This is a genomic window from Amycolatopsis sp. NPDC050768, assembly GCF_040654155.1.
In the GTDB taxonomy this organism is placed as follows: domain Bacteria; phylum Actinomycetota; class Actinomycetes; order Mycobacteriales; family Pseudonocardiaceae; genus Amycolatopsis.
In genome coordinates this window covers 68,484-88,333 of record NZ_JBFAHL010000010.1, presented here as the reverse complement: position 1 = coordinate 88,333, position 19,850 = coordinate 68,484, and the positions used below count along the sequence as shown (strand labels likewise).

At 70.8% G+C, this 19,850-nt stretch carries 20 protein-coding genes and 1 pseudogene; 11 read left to right on the top strand and 10 right to left on the bottom strand.

The window, feature by feature from the left end; all coding sequences use genetic code 11:
- Window positions 1–99: 99 nt before the first annotated feature.
- Window positions 100–870 (bottom strand): TetR/AcrR family transcriptional regulator, encoded by a 771-nt coding sequence (locus AB0H62_RS27990; protein WP_360589164.1) that lies wholly within the window; start codon window positions 868–870, stop codon window positions 100–102.
- An 82-nt stretch (window positions 871–952) separates the two neighbouring features.
- On the opposite strand from AB0H62_RS27990, the gene AB0H62_RS27985 reads away from it, so the two are divergent.
- Together AB0H62_RS27985 and AB0H62_RS27980 are read left to right on the top strand one after the other, a co-directional pair.
- Window positions 953–3,475, top strand: coding sequence for a DEAD/DEAH box helicase (locus tag AB0H62_RS27985; RefSeq protein WP_360589162.1), 2,523 nt, complete (start codon window positions 953–955; stop codon window positions 3,473–3,475).
- Window positions 3,472–4,116 carry an SWIM zinc finger family protein gene (locus AB0H62_RS27980; RefSeq protein ID WP_220240728.1) on the top strand — a complete coding sequence of 215 codons (645 nt, stop codon included), beginning with the start codon at window positions 3,472–3,474 and terminating at the stop codon, window positions 4,114–4,116. The genes AB0H62_RS27985 and AB0H62_RS27980 overlap by 4 nt, the downstream gene beginning before the upstream one ends.
- On the opposite strand, the gene AB0H62_RS27975 is transcribed toward AB0H62_RS27980, so the two are convergent.
- The gene (locus tag AB0H62_RS27975; RefSeq protein ID WP_220240729.1) at window positions 4,113–4,895 is read right to left on the bottom strand and encodes an SDR family oxidoreductase; all 783 of its coding nucleotides are present in this window, start codon (window positions 4,893–4,895) and stop codon (window positions 4,113–4,115) included. The genes AB0H62_RS27980 and AB0H62_RS27975 overlap by 4 nt on opposite strands.
- A 40-nt stretch (window positions 4,896–4,935) precedes the next feature.
- Window positions 4,936–5,511, bottom strand: coding sequence for a DUF4865 family protein (locus tag AB0H62_RS27970; protein ID WP_220247740.1), 576 nt, complete (start codon window positions 5,509–5,511; stop codon window positions 4,936–4,938).
- Between the two features lie 53 nt (window positions 5,512–5,564).
- Here AB0H62_RS27970 and AB0H62_RS27965 point away from each other — a divergent pair.
- Both AB0H62_RS27965 and AB0H62_RS27960 read left to right on the top strand, forming a co-directional pair.
- Window positions 5,565–5,792: pseudogene (locus tag AB0H62_RS27965) on the top strand (NAD(P)-binding domain-containing protein); the annotation flags it as partial.
- Window positions 5,793–6,141: 349 nt separating this feature from the next.
- Entirely contained in the window at window positions 6,142–6,324 is a 183-nt protein-coding gene (locus AB0H62_RS27960) for a hypothetical protein (protein ID WP_360589514.1), read from the top strand.
- 1 nt (window position 6,325) lies between these two features.
- On the opposite strand, the gene AB0H62_RS27955 is transcribed toward AB0H62_RS27960, so the two are convergent.
- Genes AB0H62_RS27955 through AB0H62_RS27945 form a run of 3 tightly spaced genes read right to left on the bottom strand, consistent with a single transcriptional unit; the run spans window position 6,326 to window position 9,233 of the window.
- On the bottom strand, window positions 6,326–6,976 hold the full coding sequence (locus tag AB0H62_RS27955) for a class I SAM-dependent methyltransferase (protein ID WP_360589159.1): 651 nt from the start codon (window positions 6,974–6,976) through the stop codon (window positions 6,326–6,328).
- Between the two features lie 51 nt (window positions 6,977–7,027).
- On the bottom strand, window positions 7,028–8,644 hold the full coding sequence (locus tag AB0H62_RS27950) for an acyl-CoA dehydrogenase family protein (RefSeq protein ID WP_360589157.1): 1,617 nt from the start codon (window positions 8,642–8,644) through the stop codon (window positions 7,028–7,030).
- Entirely contained in the window at window positions 8,628–9,233 is a 606-nt protein-coding gene (locus AB0H62_RS27945; RefSeq protein ID WP_220240733.1) for a TetR/AcrR family transcriptional regulator, read from the bottom strand. Before AB0H62_RS27945 ends, AB0H62_RS27950 begins: the two co-directional genes overlap by 17 nt.
- Before the next feature lie 122 nt (window positions 9,234–9,355).
- On the opposite strand from AB0H62_RS27945, the gene AB0H62_RS27940 reads away from it, so the two are divergent.
- The 3 genes from AB0H62_RS27940 (at window position 9,356) to AB0H62_RS27930 (ending at window position 12,087) form a co-directional block, all read left to right on the top strand.
- Entirely contained in the window at window positions 9,356–9,745 is a 390-nt protein-coding gene (locus AB0H62_RS27940; protein ID WP_360589155.1) for a VOC family protein, read from the top strand.
- Between the two features lie 111 nt (window positions 9,746–9,856).
- Window positions 9,857–10,459: a hypothetical protein gene (locus AB0H62_RS27935; RefSeq protein WP_360589153.1), complete on the top strand. Its 603-nt coding sequence runs from the start codon at window positions 9,857–9,859 to the stop codon at window positions 10,457–10,459.
- Window positions 10,460–11,091: 632 nt separating this feature from the next.
- A complete protein-coding gene (locus tag AB0H62_RS27930; RefSeq protein ID WP_220240736.1) occupies window positions 11,092–12,087 on the top strand; it encodes a tyrosine-type recombinase/integrase in 996 nt (331 codons plus the stop codon).
- Window positions 12,088–12,091: 4 nt separating this feature from the next.
- On the opposite strand, the gene AB0H62_RS27925 is transcribed toward AB0H62_RS27930, so the two are convergent.
- Together AB0H62_RS27925 and AB0H62_RS27920 are read right to left on the bottom strand one after the other, a co-directional pair.
- Window positions 12,092–13,684 (bottom strand): AMP-binding protein, encoded by a 1,593-nt coding sequence (locus AB0H62_RS27925; RefSeq protein ID WP_220240737.1) that lies wholly within the window; start codon window positions 13,682–13,684, stop codon window positions 12,092–12,094.
- 126 nt (window positions 13,685–13,810) lie between these two features.
- Entirely contained in the window at window positions 13,811–14,167 is a 357-nt protein-coding gene (locus AB0H62_RS27920) for a hypothetical protein (protein WP_255638848.1), read from the bottom strand.
- Window positions 14,168–14,257: 90 nt separating this feature from the next.
- On the opposite strand from AB0H62_RS27920, the gene AB0H62_RS27915 reads away from it, so the two are divergent.
- On the top strand, window positions 14,258–15,043 hold the full coding sequence (locus AB0H62_RS27915) for a glycerophosphodiester phosphodiesterase (protein WP_220240739.1): 786 nt from the start codon (window positions 14,258–14,260) through the stop codon (window positions 15,041–15,043).
- Window positions 15,044–15,052: 9 nt separating this feature from the next.
- On the opposite strand, the gene AB0H62_RS27910 is transcribed toward AB0H62_RS27915, so the two are convergent.
- The gene (locus tag AB0H62_RS27910; protein ID WP_220240740.1) at window positions 15,053–15,754 is read right to left on the bottom strand and encodes a transglycosylase family protein; all 702 of its coding nucleotides are present in this window, start codon (window positions 15,752–15,754) and stop codon (window positions 15,053–15,055) included.
- A gap of 247 nt (window positions 15,755–16,001) precedes the next feature.
- Between AB0H62_RS27910 and AB0H62_RS27905 the strand changes: the two genes are divergently transcribed.
- The 3 genes from AB0H62_RS27905 (at window position 16,002) to AB0H62_RS27895 (ending at window position 18,756) form a co-directional block, all read left to right on the top strand.
- A complete protein-coding gene (locus AB0H62_RS27905; protein WP_360589150.1) occupies window positions 16,002–17,402 on the top strand; it encodes an MFS transporter in 1,401 nt (466 codons plus the stop codon).
- A 34-nt stretch (window positions 17,403–17,436) separates the two neighbouring features.
- Complete coding sequence (locus AB0H62_RS27900; RefSeq protein WP_220240742.1) at window positions 17,437–18,183, top strand: thymidine kinase; 747 nt, start codon at window positions 17,437–17,439, stop codon at window positions 18,181–18,183.
- Between the two features lie 225 nt (window positions 18,184–18,408).
- Window positions 18,409–18,756: an RNA polymerase-binding protein RbpA gene (locus tag AB0H62_RS27895; protein WP_091613651.1), complete on the top strand. Its 348-nt coding sequence runs from the start codon at window positions 18,409–18,411 to the stop codon at window positions 18,754–18,756.
- Between the two features lie 320 nt (window positions 18,757–19,076).
- Here the strand turns inward: AB0H62_RS27895 and AB0H62_RS27890 are convergent, their stop codons facing one another.
- Entirely contained in the window at window positions 19,077–19,844 is a 768-nt protein-coding gene (locus AB0H62_RS27890; protein WP_220240743.1) for a polyprenol monophosphomannose synthase, read from the bottom strand.
- Window positions 19,845–19,850: the final 6 nt, after the last annotated feature.

Genomic DNA, 19,850 nt, shown 5'->3' with positions numbered 1-19,850 from the left:
CCCTCCGGTACCGGCTCGTACCCGCTCGACGAGCGGGCCACGCCGAAACCGACACCCGGGTGCGAACCTAAACCGCGGGACCGACAGTTCTCCAGGCCTTCAGCGGCGCTCGACGAGCAGCGTCACCCCGTCGAGGATGCGGGCGAGGCCGAAGCGGAAGTGGTGCTCGGGGTTGGTCGCGGCGCCGTGGGCCTGGCCGGCGACGGTGCCGACGCGGCTCGCGCGCGGGAAGTTCGCGGCGTCGGCGGCGGGGATTTCGGCGAGGACGGGCGCGCTGCGTTCCCACCACTCGGCGTCGGTCAGGCCGCTGCGGCGCGCGAGCCGCACGGCGTCGATGGAGCCGCGCGCGGTGCCCTGCACGAGCCCGATGACGAGGCCGACGACGGCGTCGAGCTCCAACTCGTCGAGGTCGAGGCCGTCGAGCGCGCTGAGTTCGCGTTCGTACTTGGCGAAGGTGTTGGGTCCGAGCGGCGGGCGGGCGGTGGTGATCTGCAGCAGCCAGGGGTGGCGGTGGTAGAGGCGCCACAGGTCCTCGGCCACGGTGGTGAGCGCGTCCCGCCAGCCGGTCGACGGCAGTTCGGCGGTGAGCTCGCCGTGGGCGTCGTCGAGCATCAGGTCGATCAGCTCGGCGTGCCCGGGCACGTAGGTGTAGAGCGACATCGGGGCAACGCCGAGCTCGTCGGCGACGCGGCGCATGGTCACGGCCTCGAGCCCGTCGGCGTCGGCCAGCCGGGTCGCGGTGGCGACGACGTCGGCCACGGTGAGCTTGGGTTTCGGCCCGCGCCGCGGCGGTCCGGGGACGCCCCAGAGCAGCTCGATCGTGCGCCGCGGGTCGCCGCCGCCGGTGTACTCCGTGCTCATCCGCGTCATTCTGCCCTGCATTTCCTCGTACGTCGTACAGAGTTCTGGTAATGTCGGCGGACGGCGTACGAGACCGACGGGAAGGGGAGTCGTGGGGAGCGCATCGCCCGGGGAGGCCGTGGTGGTCGAGCCGGGTTTCGTCGTGTTCTGGCACCCGGACGGCACCACACCGGCGGGACCGGGCGAGCCCGGGACGGTCGACGTCGTCCTGCGCGACGGACTGCGCACGGTTCCGGCGCGGCGGGTGCCGATTGCCGACGCCGTCGCGCTGCTGAGGGAAGTCTCCGGCGACGCGTCGGCCGAGTTCTGGTCGGTCGCCGCGCAGGCGGGCACGCGCTTGGCCGAGGCTGGGTGGACGGGACCGCTGGCACCGGAGGAAGAACAGTGGCTGCGCCGGCTCGCCGACGCGATGCCGCCGCACGCCCACGCCACCCCGCTGCCCGGCGATCCGGCCCGGCTGCCCGAGCCGTTCCCTGTGCTGCTGCGCTTCCTGCGTGACGTCGCCGGCCTCGCCGCCGCCACACGGATGTCGCTGCGGCTCGAATCGGACGACTTCGACGGCGGCCGGTTCCGCGCCGTGGTGCAGGTCCACGGCGACACACTCGTGGACGCGGAGGAACTGTGGCGGACGGGCGCCGAGGCGGTCCGCCACGAGGTGCTGCTCGTGCTGCGGCGCTGCGCCGAGGTGTGGCCGCCGCTCGCCCCGCTGCTGGCCGCGCCCGTGCCCGCGGAGGTGGCGCTGCTCGACGACGACATCCGCGAGCTGCTCGGTGACGCCGCCGGCCGGCTGGCCGAGCTCGGCGTCGCCGTCCACTGGCCCGCGGAGCTGGCGGGACTCACGGCCCGCGCGGTCGCCCGCCCTGGCGCCGCGCCGGACGACGTGCCCGCGTTCTTCGGCGGCAGCCGCGCGCTGGAGCTCGACTGGCAGCTCGCCCTCGGCGGCGCGCAGCTGTCGGCGGCCGAGCTGGACGTACTCGCGGAGGCCCGCCGGCCCGTCGTGCGGCTGCGCGACCGGTGGGTACTGCTCGACCCGGCGTCCGCGAGTCGCGCGCGGGAGCGGGCGCTGAAGCCCCTCACGCCCGTCGACGCGCTGGCCGCCGTGCTGGCCGGGACGACCGAAGTGGACGGTGCCGAGGTCGAGCTCGTCACCGACGGCTGGCTCGCCACTCTGCGGTCCCGGCTCGCCGAGCTGCCCGGCCCGGCGCCGCAGCCGGCGGGGCTGACGGCGACCCTGCGCGACTACCAGCTGCGCGGCCTGCACTGGCTCGACACCGTCACCTCACTCGGCCTGGGCGGCTGCCTCGCCGACGACATGGGCCTGGGCAAGACGCTCACCCTCATCGCCCTGCACCTGCACCGCGACGCCGGCCCGACGCTGGTGGTGTGCCCGGCGTCGTTGCTGGGCACGTGGGAGGCCGAGATCCACCGCTTCGCCCCGGGCGTGGCCGTGCGGCGGTTCCACGGCGGTGCCCGCTCGCTCGACGACCTGGACGGGTTCGTGCTCACCACCTACGGCACGCTGCGCGCGGACCCGGCGCCGCTGGCCGCGGTGGCGTGGGACCTGGTGGTGGCCGACGAGGCCCAGCACGTGAAGAACCACCGCTCCGGCACGGCGAAAGCGTTGCGCACGCTGCGATCGTCCGCGCGGGTCGCGCTCACGGGCACGCCGGTGGAGAACACGCTGTCCGAGCTGTGGGCGATCCTGGACTGGACCACGCCGGGCCTGCTCGGCACGCTCACGGAGTTCCGCGCCCGCTGGGCGAAACCCGTCGAGTCGGGCAGCGATCCGGCAGCGGCCGAGCGGCTTTCCAGGCTGCTGCGGCCGTTCCTGCTGCGGCGGCGCAAATCCGATCCGGGGATCGCGCCCGAGCTGCCCGCGAAGACCGAGACCGACCGGCCCGTGGCCCTGACGTCGGAGCAGGCCGCGCTGTACGAGGCGGCCGTGCGGGAGCTGCTGGCCGAGGTCGGTGCGAGCGACGGGATGGCGCGCCGCGGCCGGATCGTCAAGCTGCTCACCGCGCTCAAGCAGATCTGCAACCACCCGGCCCACTACCTGGCCGAAGGCGACGAAGCGCCCCTGTCCGGCCGATCCGGCAAGCTGGAGCTGCTGGACGAGCTGCTCGACACGATCCTCGCCGAAGACGGCGCGGTGCTCGTGTTCACCCAGTACGTGGTGATGGCGCGGCTGCTGCAACGCCACCTCGCGGGTCGTAAAATCCCCAGCCAGTTCCTGCACGGCGGCACCCCCGTTCCTCAGCGGGAGGAGCTGGTCCGCCGGTTCCAGGACGGTGCCGTGCCGGTGTTCCTGCTGTCACTGAAGGCGGCCGGGACGGGCCTGACGCTCACCCGTGCCGACCACGTCGTGCACTACGACCGCTGGTGGAACCCGGCGGTGGAGGACCAGGCGACTGACCGCGCGTACCGGATCGGGCAGACGCGACCGGTGCAGGTGCACCGGCTCGTCGCCGAGGGCACCGTGGAGGACCGCATCGCCGCGCTGCTGCGGGAGAAACGCGCGCTCGCCGACGCCGTGCTCGCCGGTGGGGAAGCGGCGTTCACCGAGCTGACGGACATCGAGCTCGCGGAGCTCGTGCAGCTGAGGAGGCCGGCATGACCGACCGCGTCAGGGGGTTCCCGGCGTTCCCCGCCCGCGAGGGCCGAGGTCCGTTCGCGCGCACGTGGTGGGGCCGCGCGTGGCTACAGGCCATGGAGGACACGGCCCTGGATCTGCGGCAGCTGCGGCGCGGCCGCCGTTACGCCGTGGCGGGACTGGTCGGGCCGATCACCGTGAGCCCCGGCCGGATCGCCGCGACCGTGGACGACACCGACGGCGGTCCGTTCCGCACGAGCGTGCACCTGGCCGAACTGTCCACAGCGGACTGGGACCTGCTGCTCGGCCGCGCCGCCGACCGGGCCGGGAACCTCGCCGCGCTGCTCGACCGGCACCTGCCGCCGGAGCTGGCCGACGACGTGCCGCTGCTGCCGGGGATCGGCGACCTCGACCCGGACTGCGACTGTCCCGGCTTCGAGCTGCCGTGCCGGCACGCGGCCGCGCTGTCGTTCCAGGTGTCGTGGCTGCTCGACGCCGACCCGTTCGTGCTGCTGCTCGCCCGCGGCCGCACCGAACGCGAGGTCCTCGACGAGCTCGGGCAGCGCTCCACCCGCCCCGCCGACGGCATCCTCGCCGCCGACGCGTACGCGCGGGTGGTGCCGCCCCTGCCGGATCTGGCCGAGTTCAGCCCGGTGCCGCGTTAGGCGTGGGTGCCGCCGTCGATGCGGATCTCGGTGCCGGTGATGAACTCGCCGTCGTCGGAAGCCAGCATCGCCACGACACCGGCCACCGACTCCGGGCGGCCGACCGGGTTGCCGACCGGCGTCGCGAGATCCGTCGGCAGGATCGGCAGGAGCTTGCCGAACAGCGCCCAGTCCACGTCCTGCGGCATCCAGGTGCCCGCGTTGTCGGTGATGCCGCTCTTCACGCTGCCCGGTGCGACGCTGACCGCGCGCACGCCCTGCTTGCTGTACTCCAGCGCCAGCGAGTGCGTGAACGCCTGGATCCCGCCCTTGCTCGCCGCGTACGCCGCCATGTAGGGGTGCGCGAACGCCGCGGACGTGGAGCTGAAGTTGATCACCACGCTCTTCCCGGTGGCGATCAACGCGGGCAGCGCCTCGCGCGTGACCAGGAACGTGCCGGTGAGGTTCACCGCGACGATCCGGTTCCAGAACTCCAGCGACGTCTCGTGCGTGTGGGAGGCCTGCAGGATCCCGGCGGCGTTGACGAGCACGTCGAGCCCGCCGAGGTGCTCGACCGCGGCCGCGGTGCCCTTCACCACCGACTGCTCGTCGGCGACGTCCATCACGAAGGTCTCGAGGCGCGGGTCTCCGGCCAGCTCGGCGGTGCCCGCGATCGTCTCGGCGGACACGTCGGTGGCCACCACCCGCGCCCCCTCCGACAGCAGACGCAGCGTCGTGGCGCGGCCGATGCCGGAACCGGCACCCGTCACGAGGATCCGGCGATCGTGCAGGCGAGTCATCGATCTCCCTCAGGTTGCTCCGACGATCACCGTACCGAGTTCACCACTGCCTGCCACGGCGAAGTTTCCCCAGTTCCGGCATCGACACGTGCCCGATCCGGTACCGCACGGGGTCTTCGTCCGGTGCGTCCTCGGCCCACAGCGTGTAGCGCACCAGCTCCCAGCCGCGCGGATCGATCACGAGCGCGGCGGAATGGACGCCGTCGCGCTGCGAGTGCTCCGACAGGTCAGCCAGCGCCGGCGTGATCACATCACCCGGAAGGACCTCGCGCGGCAGGGTTTCGGTGCGTTTGCCGGCCGCGCGAGGTGTCGTGCCGAACGCCGGTCCCTCCTCGAACGCCAGCACGGTCCAGTGCTGCACGGGCGGGCGCCCGAAGTCGTCCACGATCCCGCGGAACCCGCCCTCCCACAGGAACGAGTGCATCCCGGCCGGGTCGTGCCAGAGGTAGAAGGGGGAGTACTGGTTGAGCTGCGAGCCGTCGACGCCGCGCTCGCGCACCCCGTACGCCTTGAGCCCCAGCCCGGGGAACTCGTCCAGCAGCGGCCCGCGCTCGCGCACCCTGCGGTGGATGATCTGCATGTCGTAGTCGGCGGGCAGGGTGATCTCGTAGTGCATGGCGTGCACGGGTGACCTCCGATCGTCGAGGTCCACACTAGGAGGGCGGGGGCATGCGGGCGTACGGGTTTGTGGGAGCAGGGGAGATCACGGCCGCGATCGTCGAAGGACTGAGCGCGGAGGTGGCTGACCCGCCCGCCGTGTTCCTCTCCCCGCGCGGGCGGCAGGTCGCACACGAGCTGGCCGGGCGGTTCCCGAACGTGGCTGTCTGCGCGAGCAACGAGGACGTGCTCGACGCGGCTTCGGTGATCGTGCTCGCGGTCCGGCCCGCCGTGGCGCAGGAAGTGGTGGCAGAGCTGGAGTTCCGGCCGGACCACGCGGTACTCAGCGCCGTGGCCGGGGTACCGCTGGCGACGCTGCAGGAGTGGACCGCGCCGGCCGCACCCGTCGTACGGACCATCCCGCTTCCCCAGGCCGCGCGCCGGCAGAGCCTCACCGCATTGTTCCCGGACCACCCCGTCGCCCGCGGCCTGTTCGAGCCCCTCGGCGGGGTGGTCGTCCCGCCCGACGAGCCGACGCTCGACGTCTTCAGCGCCGCGACCGCCACCTTCGCCGCGCACCTGGACTACCTGGCCACCATCGCGAGCTGGCTCGCCGGCCGGCGTCGAACCCGGCGCCGCCGACACCTACGTGACGCACCTGTTCGCCCAGCTGGGCGAGTCGCTGGGCACCGAATCACTCACCGAGCTGACCGGCAAGCACATCACACCGGGAGGGATCAACGAGCAGCTGAAGACCGCGTTGCGCCACGACGGCGTGCCCGACTCGGTGCGCCGAGCCCTCGACGCGGTGCTGGCCCGGCTGCGCGAGTAGCTCAGCTTTCCTTGCGCGCCAACAGATAAGCCTGCGGAGTCTTCTCGTGCGGCGGCTCCGGTGCGCGAACCAGCCGGGCTTCCACCGTGAGGCCGGCCTCGGTCAGCAGACCGGCGATGAAGTCCGGGTCGAGGCGGTAGGCGTCGAGGGAGATGTCGTGGCCGTAGCCGTTGGCGATGTGCCGGCGTTCGGCACCGACCTGGAATCCCGTCAGCAGCCGCCCGCCCGGCTCGAGCACGCGGGCGAGCTCCATGATCAGCACCGACAACTGCTCCGGCGGAGTGTGGATCAGCGAGTACCACGCGAGCGCACCCGCCAGCGACGCGTCGGCCAGCGGCAACGCGGCCATCGACCCGACCTCGAACTCCAGCCCCGGATACGCCTCACGCGCGACCTCGACCATGCCGGGGGACAGGTCGATCCCGAACGCGTCGAGCCCGCGCCCCGCGAGATACCCCGTGACCCGGCCCGGCCCGCACCCGAGATCACCGACCCGCGCTCCGGCGCCGACCAGCTCGCTGAAGGTGTCCAGCATCGCGCGCTCCCACGGACTCGCGGCGAGGGCGTCCTTCAGCAGATCGGCGTAGGACACAGCAACGGTGTCGTAGGCGGTGCGGGTGGCGGACACGAAGTCGGTTTCGGAGGCGGTCATAACCGCGCACGCTAGCGGGCCGCCCGGCCCCGTGTCCGCGAAACGCCCCGGTTACACCCGGGCGCGGTCGATGATCGCCGAGGTGTCCGTGCCCGCCGACAGCGTGCCGAACGCGATGCCCCAGTCACCGGCGAACCGCGACGCGCAGAACGCGTCGGCCACCGCCTGATCACCGTGGCGCACCAGCAGGGAACCCTGAAGCACCAACGCCATCGACTCCACCACACGCCGCGCCCGGAACTCCAGATCGTCCAGATCGGACAGTTCCTTCTTCAGCCGGTCCAAGGCGTCGTCCAGCCGCGCGTCAGCACCGGCGGCCTGCTCGACCTCGGTGAAGAACGCCGCCATCGACTCGGGCTGGCGGGTCATGGCGCGCAACGCGTCGAGCGCCGCGACATTGCCCGAACCCTCCCAGATGGACATCAGCGGGGCCTCGCGGTAGAGCCGCGGCATCCCGGACTCCTCGACGTACCCGTTGCCGCCGAAGCACTCCAGCGCCTCGGCCGCGTGCATCGGCGCCCGCTTGCACACCCAGTACTTCGTGACCGCCAGCCCGAGGCGCCGAAACGCCTGCTCCTGCGCGTCGTCCGGCCGATCGCCCGCCGCCGCGAGCCGCATCGCCACGGTCGCGGCCGCGTCGGACTCAACCACAAGGTCGGCCAGCACGTTCGCCATCAACGGCTGATCCACCAGCGCCTTGCCGAACGCGTGCCGGTGCGTCGCGTGGTGCACCGCCCGCACCGCACCCAGCCGCATCCCCGACGCACTGCCGAGCGCGCAGTCGAGCCGCGTGTTGTTCACCATCTCGATGATCGTGCGGACCCCGCGGCCCTCCTCGCCGACGAGCCAGCCCACGGCGTCCTCGTACTCGATCTCCGACGACGCGTTCGACCGGTTGCCCAGCTTGTCCTTCAGCCGCTGCAGGCGGATCGGGTTGCGGCTGCCGTCGGGCAGCACGCGGGGGAGCAGGAAACACGACAGGCCGCCGGGCGCCTGCGCCAGCGTGAGGAACAGATCCGACATCGGCGCCGAGGTGAACCACTTGTGGCCCACCAGCCGGTAGGAACCATCGGCGACCGGCCGCGCGGTCGTGGTGTTGGCCCGCACGTCGGAGCCACCCTGCTTCTCCGTCATCGACATGCCCGCGATCAGCCCGCGCTTGGTGCTCGGCTCCCGCAGCCCGAAGTCGTACTCCGTCGACGCCAGCAGCGGCTCGTACAGCGCCGCCAGCTCCGTGTTGGCCCGCAACGCCGGAACCGCCGCGTAGGTCATCGAAATCGGGCATGTGTGCCCGGCCTCCACCTGACCCCACACGTACATCTTCGCCGCCCGCGCCGCGTGCGCCCCGGCCCGCTCGTCACGCCACGGCGCGCCCTGCAAGCCGTGCGACACGGCGACGGTCATCAGCTCGTGCCAGTAGGGGTGATACTCGACCTCGTCGATCCGGTTCCCGTACCGGTCGTGCGTGCGCAGCACCGGCTCGTTCTCATTGACGATCCGGCCCCACTCCTGGGCCTGTTCACTCCCGGCGAGCCGGCCCAGCTCGTGGACCTCCTCGGCCGCCCAGCCCGCGTCCGCGCGATCCAGCGACTCGAGCAGCGCCGGATCCTTCGCGACGTCGTAGACCAACGGCGGCACCTGGTTGGTGACCTCATGCGTGGCGGACATCGGAACCTCCCAAAGACCGGACGACGAACGTCCGCAACTCGACGACATCACTCACCGCACCGCCCCGCAGCGGCCCGATCAACACCTCCGCGGCGGCACCCACCAGCGCCGCCGCGGTCAGCACGGAATCCTGCGCGGGCAACGCACCCGAACGCACCCCGGCGGCCACGTGCTCGGCCACCACATCCCGGAAAGCGCGCCGGAACTCCAGCCGCTCCGCGTCGATGAGCGCGTCCACCGGCTCGGCCAGCAGCGCGTACGCCAGCCGCGGCGCCTTCAACGCGCGCGCCGCGAACGTCTCGAACACCGCCGCCACCCGCTCCGCCGGCTCACCCGGCCCCGCCGACGCCTCCCGCACCGCCTCGACCTCCCGCGTCACGACCTGACGGAACACCCGCACGACCAGCTCGGCCTTGGTGGGGAAGTGCCGGTACACCGTGCCGACGGCGACCCCGGCCCGCTCCGCGACGGCCGCCACGGAACAGCCCGCGTAGCCGTGCTCGGCCAGCTGCTCGACCGCCGCGGCGACGATCGAGTCGCGCAGCGCGTCGAGGCGCTCCTGCACCTTGGGGGTCCTGCGGTAGGGCACGTCAAGAAGTGAAGCACTGATTCATTACTTCAGTCAACTACGCCGGCCCCCATCAAAAAAGTCGCCCAGCCAAGGGGGAGTGGGGCGTGCTTGGCTGGGAAACCGGACGAAAGGACCACACCATGCTGCGTGGAATGGCCACCCTCAACTTCTCCGCCGACGACCTCTCCGCCGCCCAGGTCTGGTACACGACCGTGCTCGGCATCGAGCCGTACTTCGCCAGGCCCGGCTACATCGAATACCGCCTCGGCGACCACGAGGCCGAGCTCGGCATCATCGACCGCCAATACCTGCCGCCGGCGCCCGAAGGCCCCGCCGGCGCGATCCTGTACTGGCACGTCGACGACTTGCCCGCCGCACTCGACCGCCTCATCGCCCTGGGCGCCACCGAACACGACGGCCTGCGCGAACGCGGCCACGGATTCGTCACCGCCTCGGTCGTCGATCCGTTCGGCAACGTCCTCGGCATCATGTCCAACCCGCACTACGTCGACATGCTCGCGACGACCTGAGACCAGGGGAGAGGCAGCCGATACCGGCCACGCACACCCCGAGCGACCCCGACCGGGCGAACGCCCGGAACACCCCGGCATTCCGCTGCCTCGCGCCGCTACGATTCGGCCATGATCTGGGTGCGTACGGTGTTGGCCACACTCGGGCTGCTCGCGGTGACCTGGGTCGGCGTCGCACTGACCGTGTTCCACGGCAGCGGCGGCACTCTGCTGATCTGGGTCAGCGCCGCCCTGATCCTCGTGATCCCGGCGATCCTGGCACGGTCCGCGGTGTTCGGCCTGCTGAGCATCTTCGTCGCCGGCATCCACATCGTGATCATCTTCATGGCCGGACTCACCGCCGTCGACGGATTCGTCCTGGAGACCCGTGGCGCGCAGGTGCAGGCGACCGCAACCGGCTACACCGACCATTGGACCGCCGCACAGTTCACGCCGCCGAGCAAGTACACGCGCAACGGCCTGGCCGTCGTCACGCCGGACGGGCAGCACGGCGTCGTGGCCGTGGACGGCGACAAGCCGGGCTCGGTCGTCGACGTGGTAGCCGACCCGGCAGCGGCAGTGGACCTGCACCGGCCCGACGAGGTCGACTTCACCGTCGGCATCGTCTGCGGAGCCATCGATCTCTTGATGATCTTCGGATGGGTCCATTGGGCAGACCGGTCACGGTCCCGACGTCGGCGTTCGGCCAACGAGGTGCCAGCGGCTGCGGAGTAGTGGTCCACACCGGTCTCTGATCCGGAGGAGCGGGCCGATTACCGCGACTTGACATAATGTACATTATCGGCACTTGGCCGACCTGCTGAAGGAAGCCCGGAGAGGGGCTTCAGGAGGCTGATTCCAGCGGTTTGAGCACCGCGAACGAGAGAGCATCCCGGGAAGCCCGCCGGAGCGCCGCGATCCGCACCTGACCGAACCTTCACCACACGACAGGTCCTGAGCAAGCCTCCTGGAGGCCGTCCGGAGACTTCGGCGGAGATCCCCGAGCTCAGCCGTCAATACCACCCCGGAACACCCGTTCAATTCGTCACCGTGACGAATTGAACGGGACTGGCGGGACATCGAAAGTACGCAACCAACACGCGTACTGGAGCATCGACAGTCGATCAGCTCTCGACACAGCCGCCTGGAACGACCTCAGACAACCACTCGAACAGATGAACGATCCCTCGACAATCCTGCACCACACAGTCGAAGACTCGCCAAACCGGCCATGCGAGCCGAGGACGCGAGACCGAGAGAACCGTTGTCCCCCAAGGGGATTCACCCCTGCCGCGGCCATGTTTCATGCATAATCGCCATTATGCAGCATACCGGACAAGCATCCGGGCGACAGAACTGTCGGTGCTGTGCTGTACAAGATCCAGATGCTGGTTTCCGAGGCGCAGCAAGCGTTCTTCGCGGCACGGCGGCCGCGCAAGGACTCGCCGCACACCACTGCCGCCTACCGTCGTGATCTGGCCGGGATCACCACTCTCCTGCTCCAGGAGCTCGGCCGCGCGCCCGAGGAGCTGGATGTCGAGCATCTGACGGCGCCGGCGTTGCGGACGGCGTTCGGCGCGTTCGCCGACGGGCACGCGAAGAGCTCCGTGCTGCGGGCGTGGTCGACGTGGAACCAGTTCCTTACGTTCTGCGTGTCCGACGGGCTGCTGGCGGGCAACCCGATGGGCGCGGTCGCCCGGCCCAAGACTCCCCCGCTGGTGCCGAAACCGTTGCGGGGTGAGGAAACTCCGGAGCGGTTGCTCGCCGCGGCAGCCGACGGTGCGCGGCGCGCGCGGGATCCGTGGCCGGAACGCGACGTGCTGGTGCTGGCGCTCGGGCTGGTGGCGGGGTTGCGGGCGGCGGAGATGCGGGCGCTGACGCCGCGTTCGGTGGTGGGCCGTGACGGTGAGCTGCGGTTGCACGTCTCGGGCAAGGGCAGCCGGGACCGGTCGATCCCGGTGCAGCCGGTGCTGGCGAAGCTGATCGAGGACTACGGGAAGTCGTGCCGGCGGCGGTTTCCGCAGTTGCGGTTCCCGGCGGCGGAGCCATTGCTGCGCGATCGGGCGGGTGAGCCGATCGGGCGCGGGGCTCTGGAGTACCTGGTGAAGTCGTGTTACCGGTGGGCGGGGTTGCACGACCGGGTTCCGGCGGGCGCGAATCTGCACGCGTTGCGGCATACGTTCGCGACGCGCTTGGCGGAGGACGGGGCGACGGCGTCGGAGATCATGGCGTTGCTGGGGCACGCGAGCCTGGCCACGAGCCAGAACTACATCGAGGCGACGGGCCGGGAGCAGCGGGCCGCGGCGGCGAGCAACCGGACGTACCGCGCGCTGGACGGGCTGGGCGCGGGTGATGCGGGCTGAGGGTTCAGTGGGTGGCCATGTACTGCTCGCGGAGCAGGTGTTTGCGGATCTTGCCGGAGCCGGTGAGCGGGAACTCGGTGACGAACTGCCACACCTTGGGTGTCTTGTGCGGTGCGAGGTGTTCGCGGACGTGGGCGAACAGTTCTTCCTCGCCGGCGTCGGCGCCGGGCCGCAGGAGCACGAACGCGCCGACTTGTTCGCCCCACTCCGGGTCGGGGATGCCGACCACGGCGACGTCGGCGACGGCGGGGTGGTCGAGCAGGACGTGTTCGATCTCGCGCGGGTAGATGTTCTCTCCCCCGCGGATGATCATCTCTTTCACGCGGCCTTCGATGGTGAGGTAGCCGCGGTCGTCCATGCGGGCGAGGTCGCCGGTGTGGAGCCAGCCTTCGGCGTCGATGGCGGCGGCGGTCTGTTCGGGCATGGCGTGGTAGCCGGTCATCACGTGGTAGCCGCGGGTGCAGAGCTCGCCGGTCTCCCCCGTGGCGGCGATTTCGCCGGTGAGGGGGTCGACGATCTTCACGGCGCAGGCGGGCAGGGCGCGGCCGAGGGTTTCGGCGCGGTCGTCGGCGCTGTCGGCGGGGGTGGTCATGGAAATGCCGGGTGAGGCTTCGGTCTGGGCGTAGATGATGGACATCGGGACGCCCAGGGTGGCTTCGATGCGGCGGACGAGGGCGGGTGGCACGGTCGCGCCGCCGCTGAGGGCGTAGCGGACGGAGCTGAGGTCGGTCTTGGGGAAGTCGGGGTGGCCGAGCAGGGCAAGCAGCATGGTGGGCACGCCGCCGAAGACCACTCCCTTCTCCTGTTCGAGGAGGGCGAGCTGTAGTGCGGGGTCGAACCAGGGCATCAGGACTTGAGTGCCGAGGGTGGCGATCGGGGCGAGGGTGGCGAGTACGCAGCCGGCGGTGTGGAACAGGGGCATGGGGTTGACGAAGTTCTCGCCGGGTCGCATGTCCAGTGTGCGGGCGTAGGAGAGCAGGGCGTTGTTGGTGATGCCCCGGTGGTGGAGCACGGCGCCTTTGGGGGTGCCGGTGGTGCCGGAGGTGTACTGGATCTGGGCAGGGTCGCCGGGTTCGACGGTGGGCAGGGCCTGGGTGGGCAGTCCGGAGGCGCGGAAGGCGCGCCAGTCTTCGAACCGGATGGTTTCGCGCAGGTTTGGTAGGTCGTGGCGGACGTGGTCGAGGATGGCGGCCATGGGGGTGCCGCGGTATTCGCCGACGAGGAACACGCCGGAGGCGCCGGACTGGCCGAGGACGTGGCGGAGTTCGGCTTCGCGCAGGGCGGGGTTGACGGTGACGAGCGTCAGGCCGGCGAGGGCGGTGGCCATCTCGAGCAGGACCCATTCGGGGATGTTGTTGGCCCAGGCGGCCACGCGTTCGCCGGGTTCGAAGCGCCCGAGCAGGGCGCGGGCGGCGTCTTCGGCTTCGCCGAGGAGCTCGCCGTAGGTCCAGCGGCGCCGCGCTGCGGGGTCGGGCAGGCCTTCGACGAGGGCGGGTGCGTCCGGGGCTCGGTCGGCGGCTTCGCGGAGCAGGTCGCCGACGGTGAGCTCGCGGACGGCGTCGAGTTCGGTGGCGGGTGTGAACGCGGCCTTCGTCACGGGCGTCTCCCTCGCTCGGCCGGCGCGCGGCTTCGCTGCCGGCAGTCCCCCGGGGACATTCCGGACTCTAGTCCGCCGCGCGGGCCGGCGGAGCCGCTTGAAATCCCGGCGGAGCCGCGTGAATCCTCAGCGGAGCTGCTCGAGGTCCTTCGCGGCGTGCACGATTGCTTCGGCGAGGCGGCGAAGCTCGTTGGCGTCGGCGCCGTCCTGGGTGGCAGTGGCGATGTCCTCGGCGGCGCAGCGCAGCTGGAAGAGGCGGTCCTGCAGGGCGGCGATCTCGGTGTCGGAGAGCACGACGGCGTCTTCGGGCAGGCCGCTGCGTTGCAGGGCGGTGCGGCGTTCGTAGGCGCGCTGGCGGCAGGACTGCCCGCAGTAGCGGCGGCGCCGGCCGACGTTGCCGCCCTCGGGCAGGCGGCGGCCGCACCAGCCGCAGTGCTTGGGTGCGTTGCTGCGGCGCGGTACGACCAGTTCGTCGCCGGTCATCGGGTGCTCGGCCAGTTCCCTCACCCGCCAGACCCTAGCTGGCCATCGTGTTCTCATGCCGAGGCCATGCCGGTGGAGCACACTGTGGAGATGCGCCCACCGTTTCCGTATCTGGCCGATCCGCTCCCCCGTGCGTTCGCCCACCGCGGGTGGCACCTCGACGAGCTGGAGGGGATGGAGAACTCGCTGCCGGCGTTCAAGCGCGCGGTCGAGGAGGGTTACCGGTACGTCGAGACGGATGTGCACGCGACGTCGGACGGTGTGGTGGTGGTGCATCACGACGACACGCTGGACCGCACCACCGATGGTGGCGGGTCGATCGCGGCGCAGACGTGGGAGCAGGTGAAGGGCGTCAAGGTCGGTGGGCGGGCGACGTTGTCGCGGTTGGAGGACGTGCTGGAGGAGCTGCCGCAGGCTCGGTTCAACGTGGACGTGAAGGCCAACAGCGCGGTGGAGCCGTTCGTGCGGGTGCTGGAGCGCACGGGTGCGATCGACCGGGTGGCGGCGGCGTCCTTTTCGGACTCGCGGCTGGCTCGGCTGCGGCGGCTGGCGGGGCCGAAGCTGTGCACGGCGATGGGGCCGCGGTCGGTGCTGATGGTGTGGGCCAACGGGTGGGTGCCGCCCTTGCCGCTGAGCCGGTTCGCGGGCGGGTATCTGGCTCAGGTGCCGGCGAAGCAGGGGCCGCTGACGGTGGTGGACCGTTCGTTCGTGAAGACGGCGGAGCGGGCGGGGTTCGAGGTCCATGCGTGGACGATCGACGATCCTGCGCAGATGCGGGAGCTGCTGGACCTGGGTGTGCACGGGATCGTGACGGACCGGCCGGACCTGCTGCGCGACGTGCTGGTCGAGCGGGGTGTGTGGCAGCAGGCCGGCTGAGCCGCGTTTCTACCTGGGGCGTTTGCCCTGCCAGGCGGCCTTCCACGTGAGCGGGCCGAGGCGGCCGGAGTCTTTGATGCCGTTGGCGCGCTGCAGGTCGAGCACGGCGGTTTTGGTCTTGTCGTAGTAGCAGCCGGTGCCGGTGAAGCCGTAGCCGAAGGCGTTCATGCGCAGCTGGAACGTTTTGAGCGCGGGTGCGCAGTCGCCGTAGGCATAGACGACTCCGGGCCAGGCGGGCATGCCGCCGGGCGGCGCGGGTGGTGCGGGCTGGGGCTTCAGGGTCGGCGGGGCGGGCAGGCCGGTGCCGCCCATGTAGGCGGATTCGTCGTAGGACGGGATGCGCTTGCTGCGCGCGTCGGCGTCGCCGACGAGTTTGAGCATCCCGCCGCACTGCCAGGGCTGCCAGCCGCGCATGCGGTAGAGGTAGAGCGCGCGGTAGTCCTGTTCGCGGGGGCTGGCCTGGTCGGGGCGACCCTGGCCGCCGACGCTGCGCCAGGTGGGCAGGTCGAACTGGTAGGCGCCGTAGTAGCCGTTGCCGGTGTTGATCGTGTAGCGGCTACTGGACTCGCACATCCGCAGCTTGGCCCAGGCGCTCGAAGCGGGGTCCGCGGACGCGGCGCCGGCGACGGCGAGCTGCAGCCCCAGGACGGCGGCCGCGAGGAGCAGGATCCTCACGGCGCCGCGGTGAGCAGTGCGAACGCGGTTGGTCATGGGTTGCACAGTAAGCACGTGACCCATTGACCACAAGAGTCACAACACGCACACCAGTCTCACACAAATCGGTAAAGAATCACGTGAGCGACACGCTCGCCGCGCTATTTCGGGAGCCGTTCGGCGCAGCGCGGATGATCGGCAAGCGACGAACCGGACACGGTTTACCCGTTCGGCGGTGTCGCGCGCGGCCGCCCCAGTAGTCTGCCGCCTGACCTGGAGATTCGCGACCGCTGAGGAGCCGTGGATGACGCTGGCCGAGACCCGTGACAAGAAGCGGGAACGGTGGGGCTGGTACTTCTACGACTGGGCCAATTCGCCGTTCTATTCGTCGGTGACGACGGTGTTCGGCGCGCTGTATATGAGCACTGTCGCGGCGGCGGACGCGAAGCAGAACATCACCCTTAACGGGGACAAGGCGTGCCTCGACGCGTCCGGTGTGGACGACAAGCTCCACAACTGCGACGTGTCGTTGTTCGGGCTGCATTTTCCTGCCGGTTCGACGTGGGGTTACCTGCTGTCGGTGGCGACGGTGGTGCAGGTGCTGGTGCTGCCGATCGCGGGCGCGGTGGCCGACCGCAGCCGGAACAAGCGGCGCATCCTGGGCTGGTTCGCGTGGCTCGGCGCGGCGGCGTCGGCGCTGATGTTCTTCATGGCCGGCTCCGACTGGCAGCTGGGCGCGGCGCTGTTCATCGTCGCGAACATCGGCTACGGCGGTTCGCTGGTCGTCTACTACTCGTTCCTGGTCGACATCGCCGAGCCCGACGAGCGTGACTCCGTGTCCGCGAAGGGCTGGGCGTTCGGTTACCTGGGCGGCGGGCTCGCGCTCGCGTTGCAGCTGGCGTTCTACCTCAGCCGCGACGCGCTGGGTGTGGACACGGGCACGGCGGTGCGGATCTGCTTCCTGACCTCCGGCCTGTGGTGGGCGGTGTTCACCATTCCGGTGGTGCGCGCGCTCCCCCGCGTCCACACACCGGTGGCGGTCGAGCGTGGCGTGTCGGTGCTGCGGGCCGGGTTCCGGGAGCTGCGGCGGACGGCGGCGGAGGCGAAGGCGTTACCGCTGACGCTGGCGTTCCTGGGCAGCTACCTGCTCTTCGCCGACGGGATCTCCACGGTGGTGGCGGTGTCGGCGCAGTACGGGAAGGACGAGCTGCGCTTCTCCGACGAGGTGCTGATCATCACGGTGCTGGTGATCCAGTTCCTCGCCTACGTGGGCGGGGTGCTGCACGGGCTGGTCGCGCGCCGGCTGGGCGCGAAGCGGACGATCCTGGGCAGCCTGGTGCTGTGGGTGGTGGTGCTGGTGGGCGCGTACTTCATCCAGCCGGAGCAGCCACTCCAGTTCTACGCGGTGGCGGTGGGGATCGGGCTGGTGCTGGGCGGCACGAACGCGTTGTCGCGGTCGCTGTTCAGCCAGATGATCCCGGCCGGCAAGGACGCGCAGTACTACTCGCTCTACGTCGTGGGTGAGAAGGGCACGTCGTGGCTGGGTCCGCTGGTGTTCGCGGGCGTCGGGCAGGCGACGGGGTCGTTCCGGTTGGCGATCGTCGCGCTGGTGGTCTTCTTCGTCCTCGGGTTCGTGTTCGTGGCGCTGGTGCCGGTGCGGCGCGCGATCGTGGCGGCCGGGAACCGTCCGCCCGCCGTGCTGTGAGCGGGCGGGCCGGGGCCGGATAGGGTCGATCGTCGTGACTGCCCTCGAAGAAGCCGTGCCCGACGATCCCACCGACGCGCTGTCCCCGGTCCCTGCCGCGCGCGCCCGGGGCGGCCGCCTGAAGTTCTGCTACGGCCCGATGGACTGCGGGAAGTCGACGCTGGCCCTGCAGATCGACCACAACCACGCTCGGCAGGGCCGGCGCGGGCTGGTGCTGGTGCGCCACGACCGGTCCGGGGCGCCGCAGATCAGCAGCCGGATCGGGATCACGCGCCTCGCCACGGAGGTCGCCGCGGGCACGGACGTGCGCGACCTGGTGCGCGAGCGCTGGGCCGACGGGCAGCACGTGGACTACATCATCGTCGACGAGGCGCAGTTCCTCTCCCCCGCGCAGGTCGACCAGCTGGCGGAGCTGGCCGACGAGGCCGGCATCGACGTGTACTGCTTCGGCATCGCCACCGACTTCCGCAGCCGACTGTTCCCCGGTGCGGGCCGGCTGTTCGAACTGGCCGACGAGCTGCAGCCGGTGCAGGTCGAGGTGCTGTGCTGGTGCGGGCTGCCGGGCCGGTTCAACGCACGCGTGCGGGACGACGAAATACTCCGCGAGGGTGACACCGTTGTAGTAGCAGATACCGAACAGCCTGTAGTTGAATCTTCAGCTTCGGCACGTTCCGATGCTGAATCCACTACGGTCCGTTATCAGGTATTGTGCCGCCGACACTTCCGGTTGGGTGACTTGGGTCCCGTGACGGCCCACCACGGTCAGTTACGGTTGTCGTGAACGGATCGCCAGTAGCCCAACTGGGGGATATCCGCACTTGGAAGGCGGTGTCTGCGTCACGCCGGAGCGCGAAACCTGTCCCAGTAGAGGAAGCTGATGCCGAAGGGTGACACAGCTCATCGTGAGCAACGACATGGTTACCGGGGAATCCCCCGAACGCCTCGTTCGTTGCATAGGGTGAGCAACACCCTGGCTCCACCCGGAGCTGACTGAAAGGACCCCATCATGGCCGACCGTGTTCTCCGTGGAAGCCGGCTGGGAGCGGTCAGCTACGAGACCGACCGCAATCACGACCTCGCCCCGCGCCGCACCGTGCGCTACGCGTGCCCCAAGAACCACGAGTTCGAGGTGCCGTTCTCCGACGACGCCGAGATCCCGACCGTCTGGGAATGCCGCCTGCACGGCAGCGAGAGCGAGATCGTCGATGGCGGGCAGCCCGAGCAGAAGAAGACCAAGCCTCCCAGGACCCACTGGGACATGCTTCTGGAGCGCCGCTCCATTCCCGAGCTCGAGGACCTGCTGAACGAACGTCTCGCCGAGCTCAAGGGACGCCGGACCAGCCGGTCCGCGTGAGTCTCGGCCAGTAGCTGGCTCCCACCCATCCCCCGATCGATCGGCCCCCGTGACCTCCCTCCACGGGGGCCTTTCGCATGTCCGGGGCGACTACGGCGGGTTGCTCCCCTGGTTGGCCTGCCAGCCCGCCTGTGCGGCTGGCCGGAGAAGGTGGGTTCCCACGCCTCGGAGGGTGACGAGCGCGATGTGGACGGGATCGAGAGCGTCGACTGGACGGCCGTAGCGGACGACCCGCGTCAGCTCCAGCACAGCTTTCTCCGGACATGCGAGAGTCCGCCGCCCCGGAACAGGACGGCGGACTCTCGCGGGAACTCAGTACGTCAGTGCCGGCCGAGCAGGCGCTTGACCTGCTCCAGGCGCCGCTTCACGCCCCACTCCGCGACGCGGAAGAAGGCCTCGCGCATGATGTCGCCGCTCATCTTCGACTGGCCGATCTCGCGGTCGGTGAAGGTGATGGGGACCTCGACGATGTCGAAGCCCGCGTCGGCGGTGCGGCGGGTGAGGTCGATCTGGAAGCAGTAGCCGTGGGAGGCGATCTCGTCGAGCTCGAGCTTCTCCAGCACCGGCCGGCGGTAGGCGCGGAAGCCGGCCGTCATGTCGGAGACCTTGAGGCCCAGGGCGATGCGCGAGTAGATGTTCGCGCCGCGCGAGAGCAGCTGCCGGCTCAGCGGCCAGTTGACCGTGCTGCCGCCGGGCACGTAGCGCGAGCCGATGGACAGGTCGGTGTCCGTGACCGCGTCCAGGATCCGCGGCAGGTCCTCCGGGGCGTGCGAGCCGTCGGCGTCCATCTCGACGAACGTGGCGTAGCCCTGCGCCAGGCCCCATCGGAACCCGGCGATGTAGGCCTTGCCCAGCCCCGCCTTCTCCGTGCGGTGGAGCACGTGGACGCGCTCGTCGGCGGCAGCCCGCTCGTCGGCGAGCTCACCGGTGCCGTCCGGGCTGCCGTCGTCGACGACGAGCACGTGGACGTCCGGGAGTGCCTTGTGGAGCCGGTCCAGAACCGGGCCCAGGTTCTCCCGCTCGTTGTAGGTCGGGATCACCACCAGCACCGGCTCGATTCCTTCGGCCCCCCGCGGCGCCTGCGCCATCCGTCT

Excerpts from the sequence above, each read along its gene's own strand:
- AB0H62_RS27990 (WP_360589164.1), bottom strand. The coding sequence starts at position 870 with ATGACGCGGATGAGCACGGAGTACACCGGCGGCGGCGACCCGCGGCGC.
- AB0H62_RS27980 (WP_220240728.1), top strand. The coding sequence starts at position 3,472 with ATGACCGACCGCGTCAGGGGGTTCCCGGCGTTCCCCGCCCGCGAGGGC.
- AB0H62_RS27975 (WP_220240729.1), bottom strand. The coding sequence starts at position 4,895 with ATGACTCGCCTGCACGATCGCCGGATCCTCGTGACGGGTGCCGGTTCC.
- AB0H62_RS27970 (WP_220247740.1), bottom strand. The coding sequence starts at position 5,511 with ATGCACTACGAGATCACCCTGCCCGCCGACTACGACATGCAGATCATC.
- AB0H62_RS27955 (WP_360589159.1), bottom strand. The coding sequence starts at position 6,976 with ATGACCGCCTCCGAAACCGACTTCGTGTCCGCCACCCGCACCGCCTAC.
- AB0H62_RS27950 (WP_360589157.1), bottom strand. The coding sequence starts at position 8,644 with ATGTCCGCCACGCATGAGGTCACCAACCAGGTGCCGCCGTTGGTCTAC.
- AB0H62_RS27940 (WP_360589155.1), top strand. The coding sequence starts at position 9,356 with ATGCTGCGTGGAATGGCCACCCTCAACTTCTCCGCCGACGACCTCTCC.
- AB0H62_RS27935 (WP_360589153.1), top strand. The coding sequence starts at position 9,857 with ATGATCTGGGTGCGTACGGTGTTGGCCACACTCGGGCTGCTCGCGGTG.
- AB0H62_RS27920 (WP_255638848.1), bottom strand. The coding sequence starts at position 14,167 with ATGACCGGCGACGAACTGGTCGTACCGCGCCGCAGCAACGCACCCAAG.
- AB0H62_RS27915 (WP_220240739.1), top strand. The coding sequence starts at position 14,258 with ATGCGCCCACCGTTTCCGTATCTGGCCGATCCGCTCCCCCGTGCGTTC.
- AB0H62_RS27910 (WP_220240740.1), bottom strand. The coding sequence starts at position 15,754 with ATGACCAACCGCGTTCGCACTGCTCACCGCGGCGCCGTGAGGATCCTG.
- AB0H62_RS27905 (WP_360589150.1), top strand. The coding sequence starts at position 16,002 with ATGACGCTGGCCGAGACCCGTGACAAGAAGCGGGAACGGTGGGGCTGG.
- AB0H62_RS27895 (WP_091613651.1), top strand. The coding sequence starts at position 18,409 with ATGGCCGACCGTGTTCTCCGTGGAAGCCGGCTGGGAGCGGTCAGCTAC.
- AB0H62_RS27890 (WP_220240743.1), bottom strand. The coding sequence starts at position 19,844 with ATGGCGCAGGCGCCGCGGGGGGCCGAAGGAATCGAGCCGGTGCTGGTG.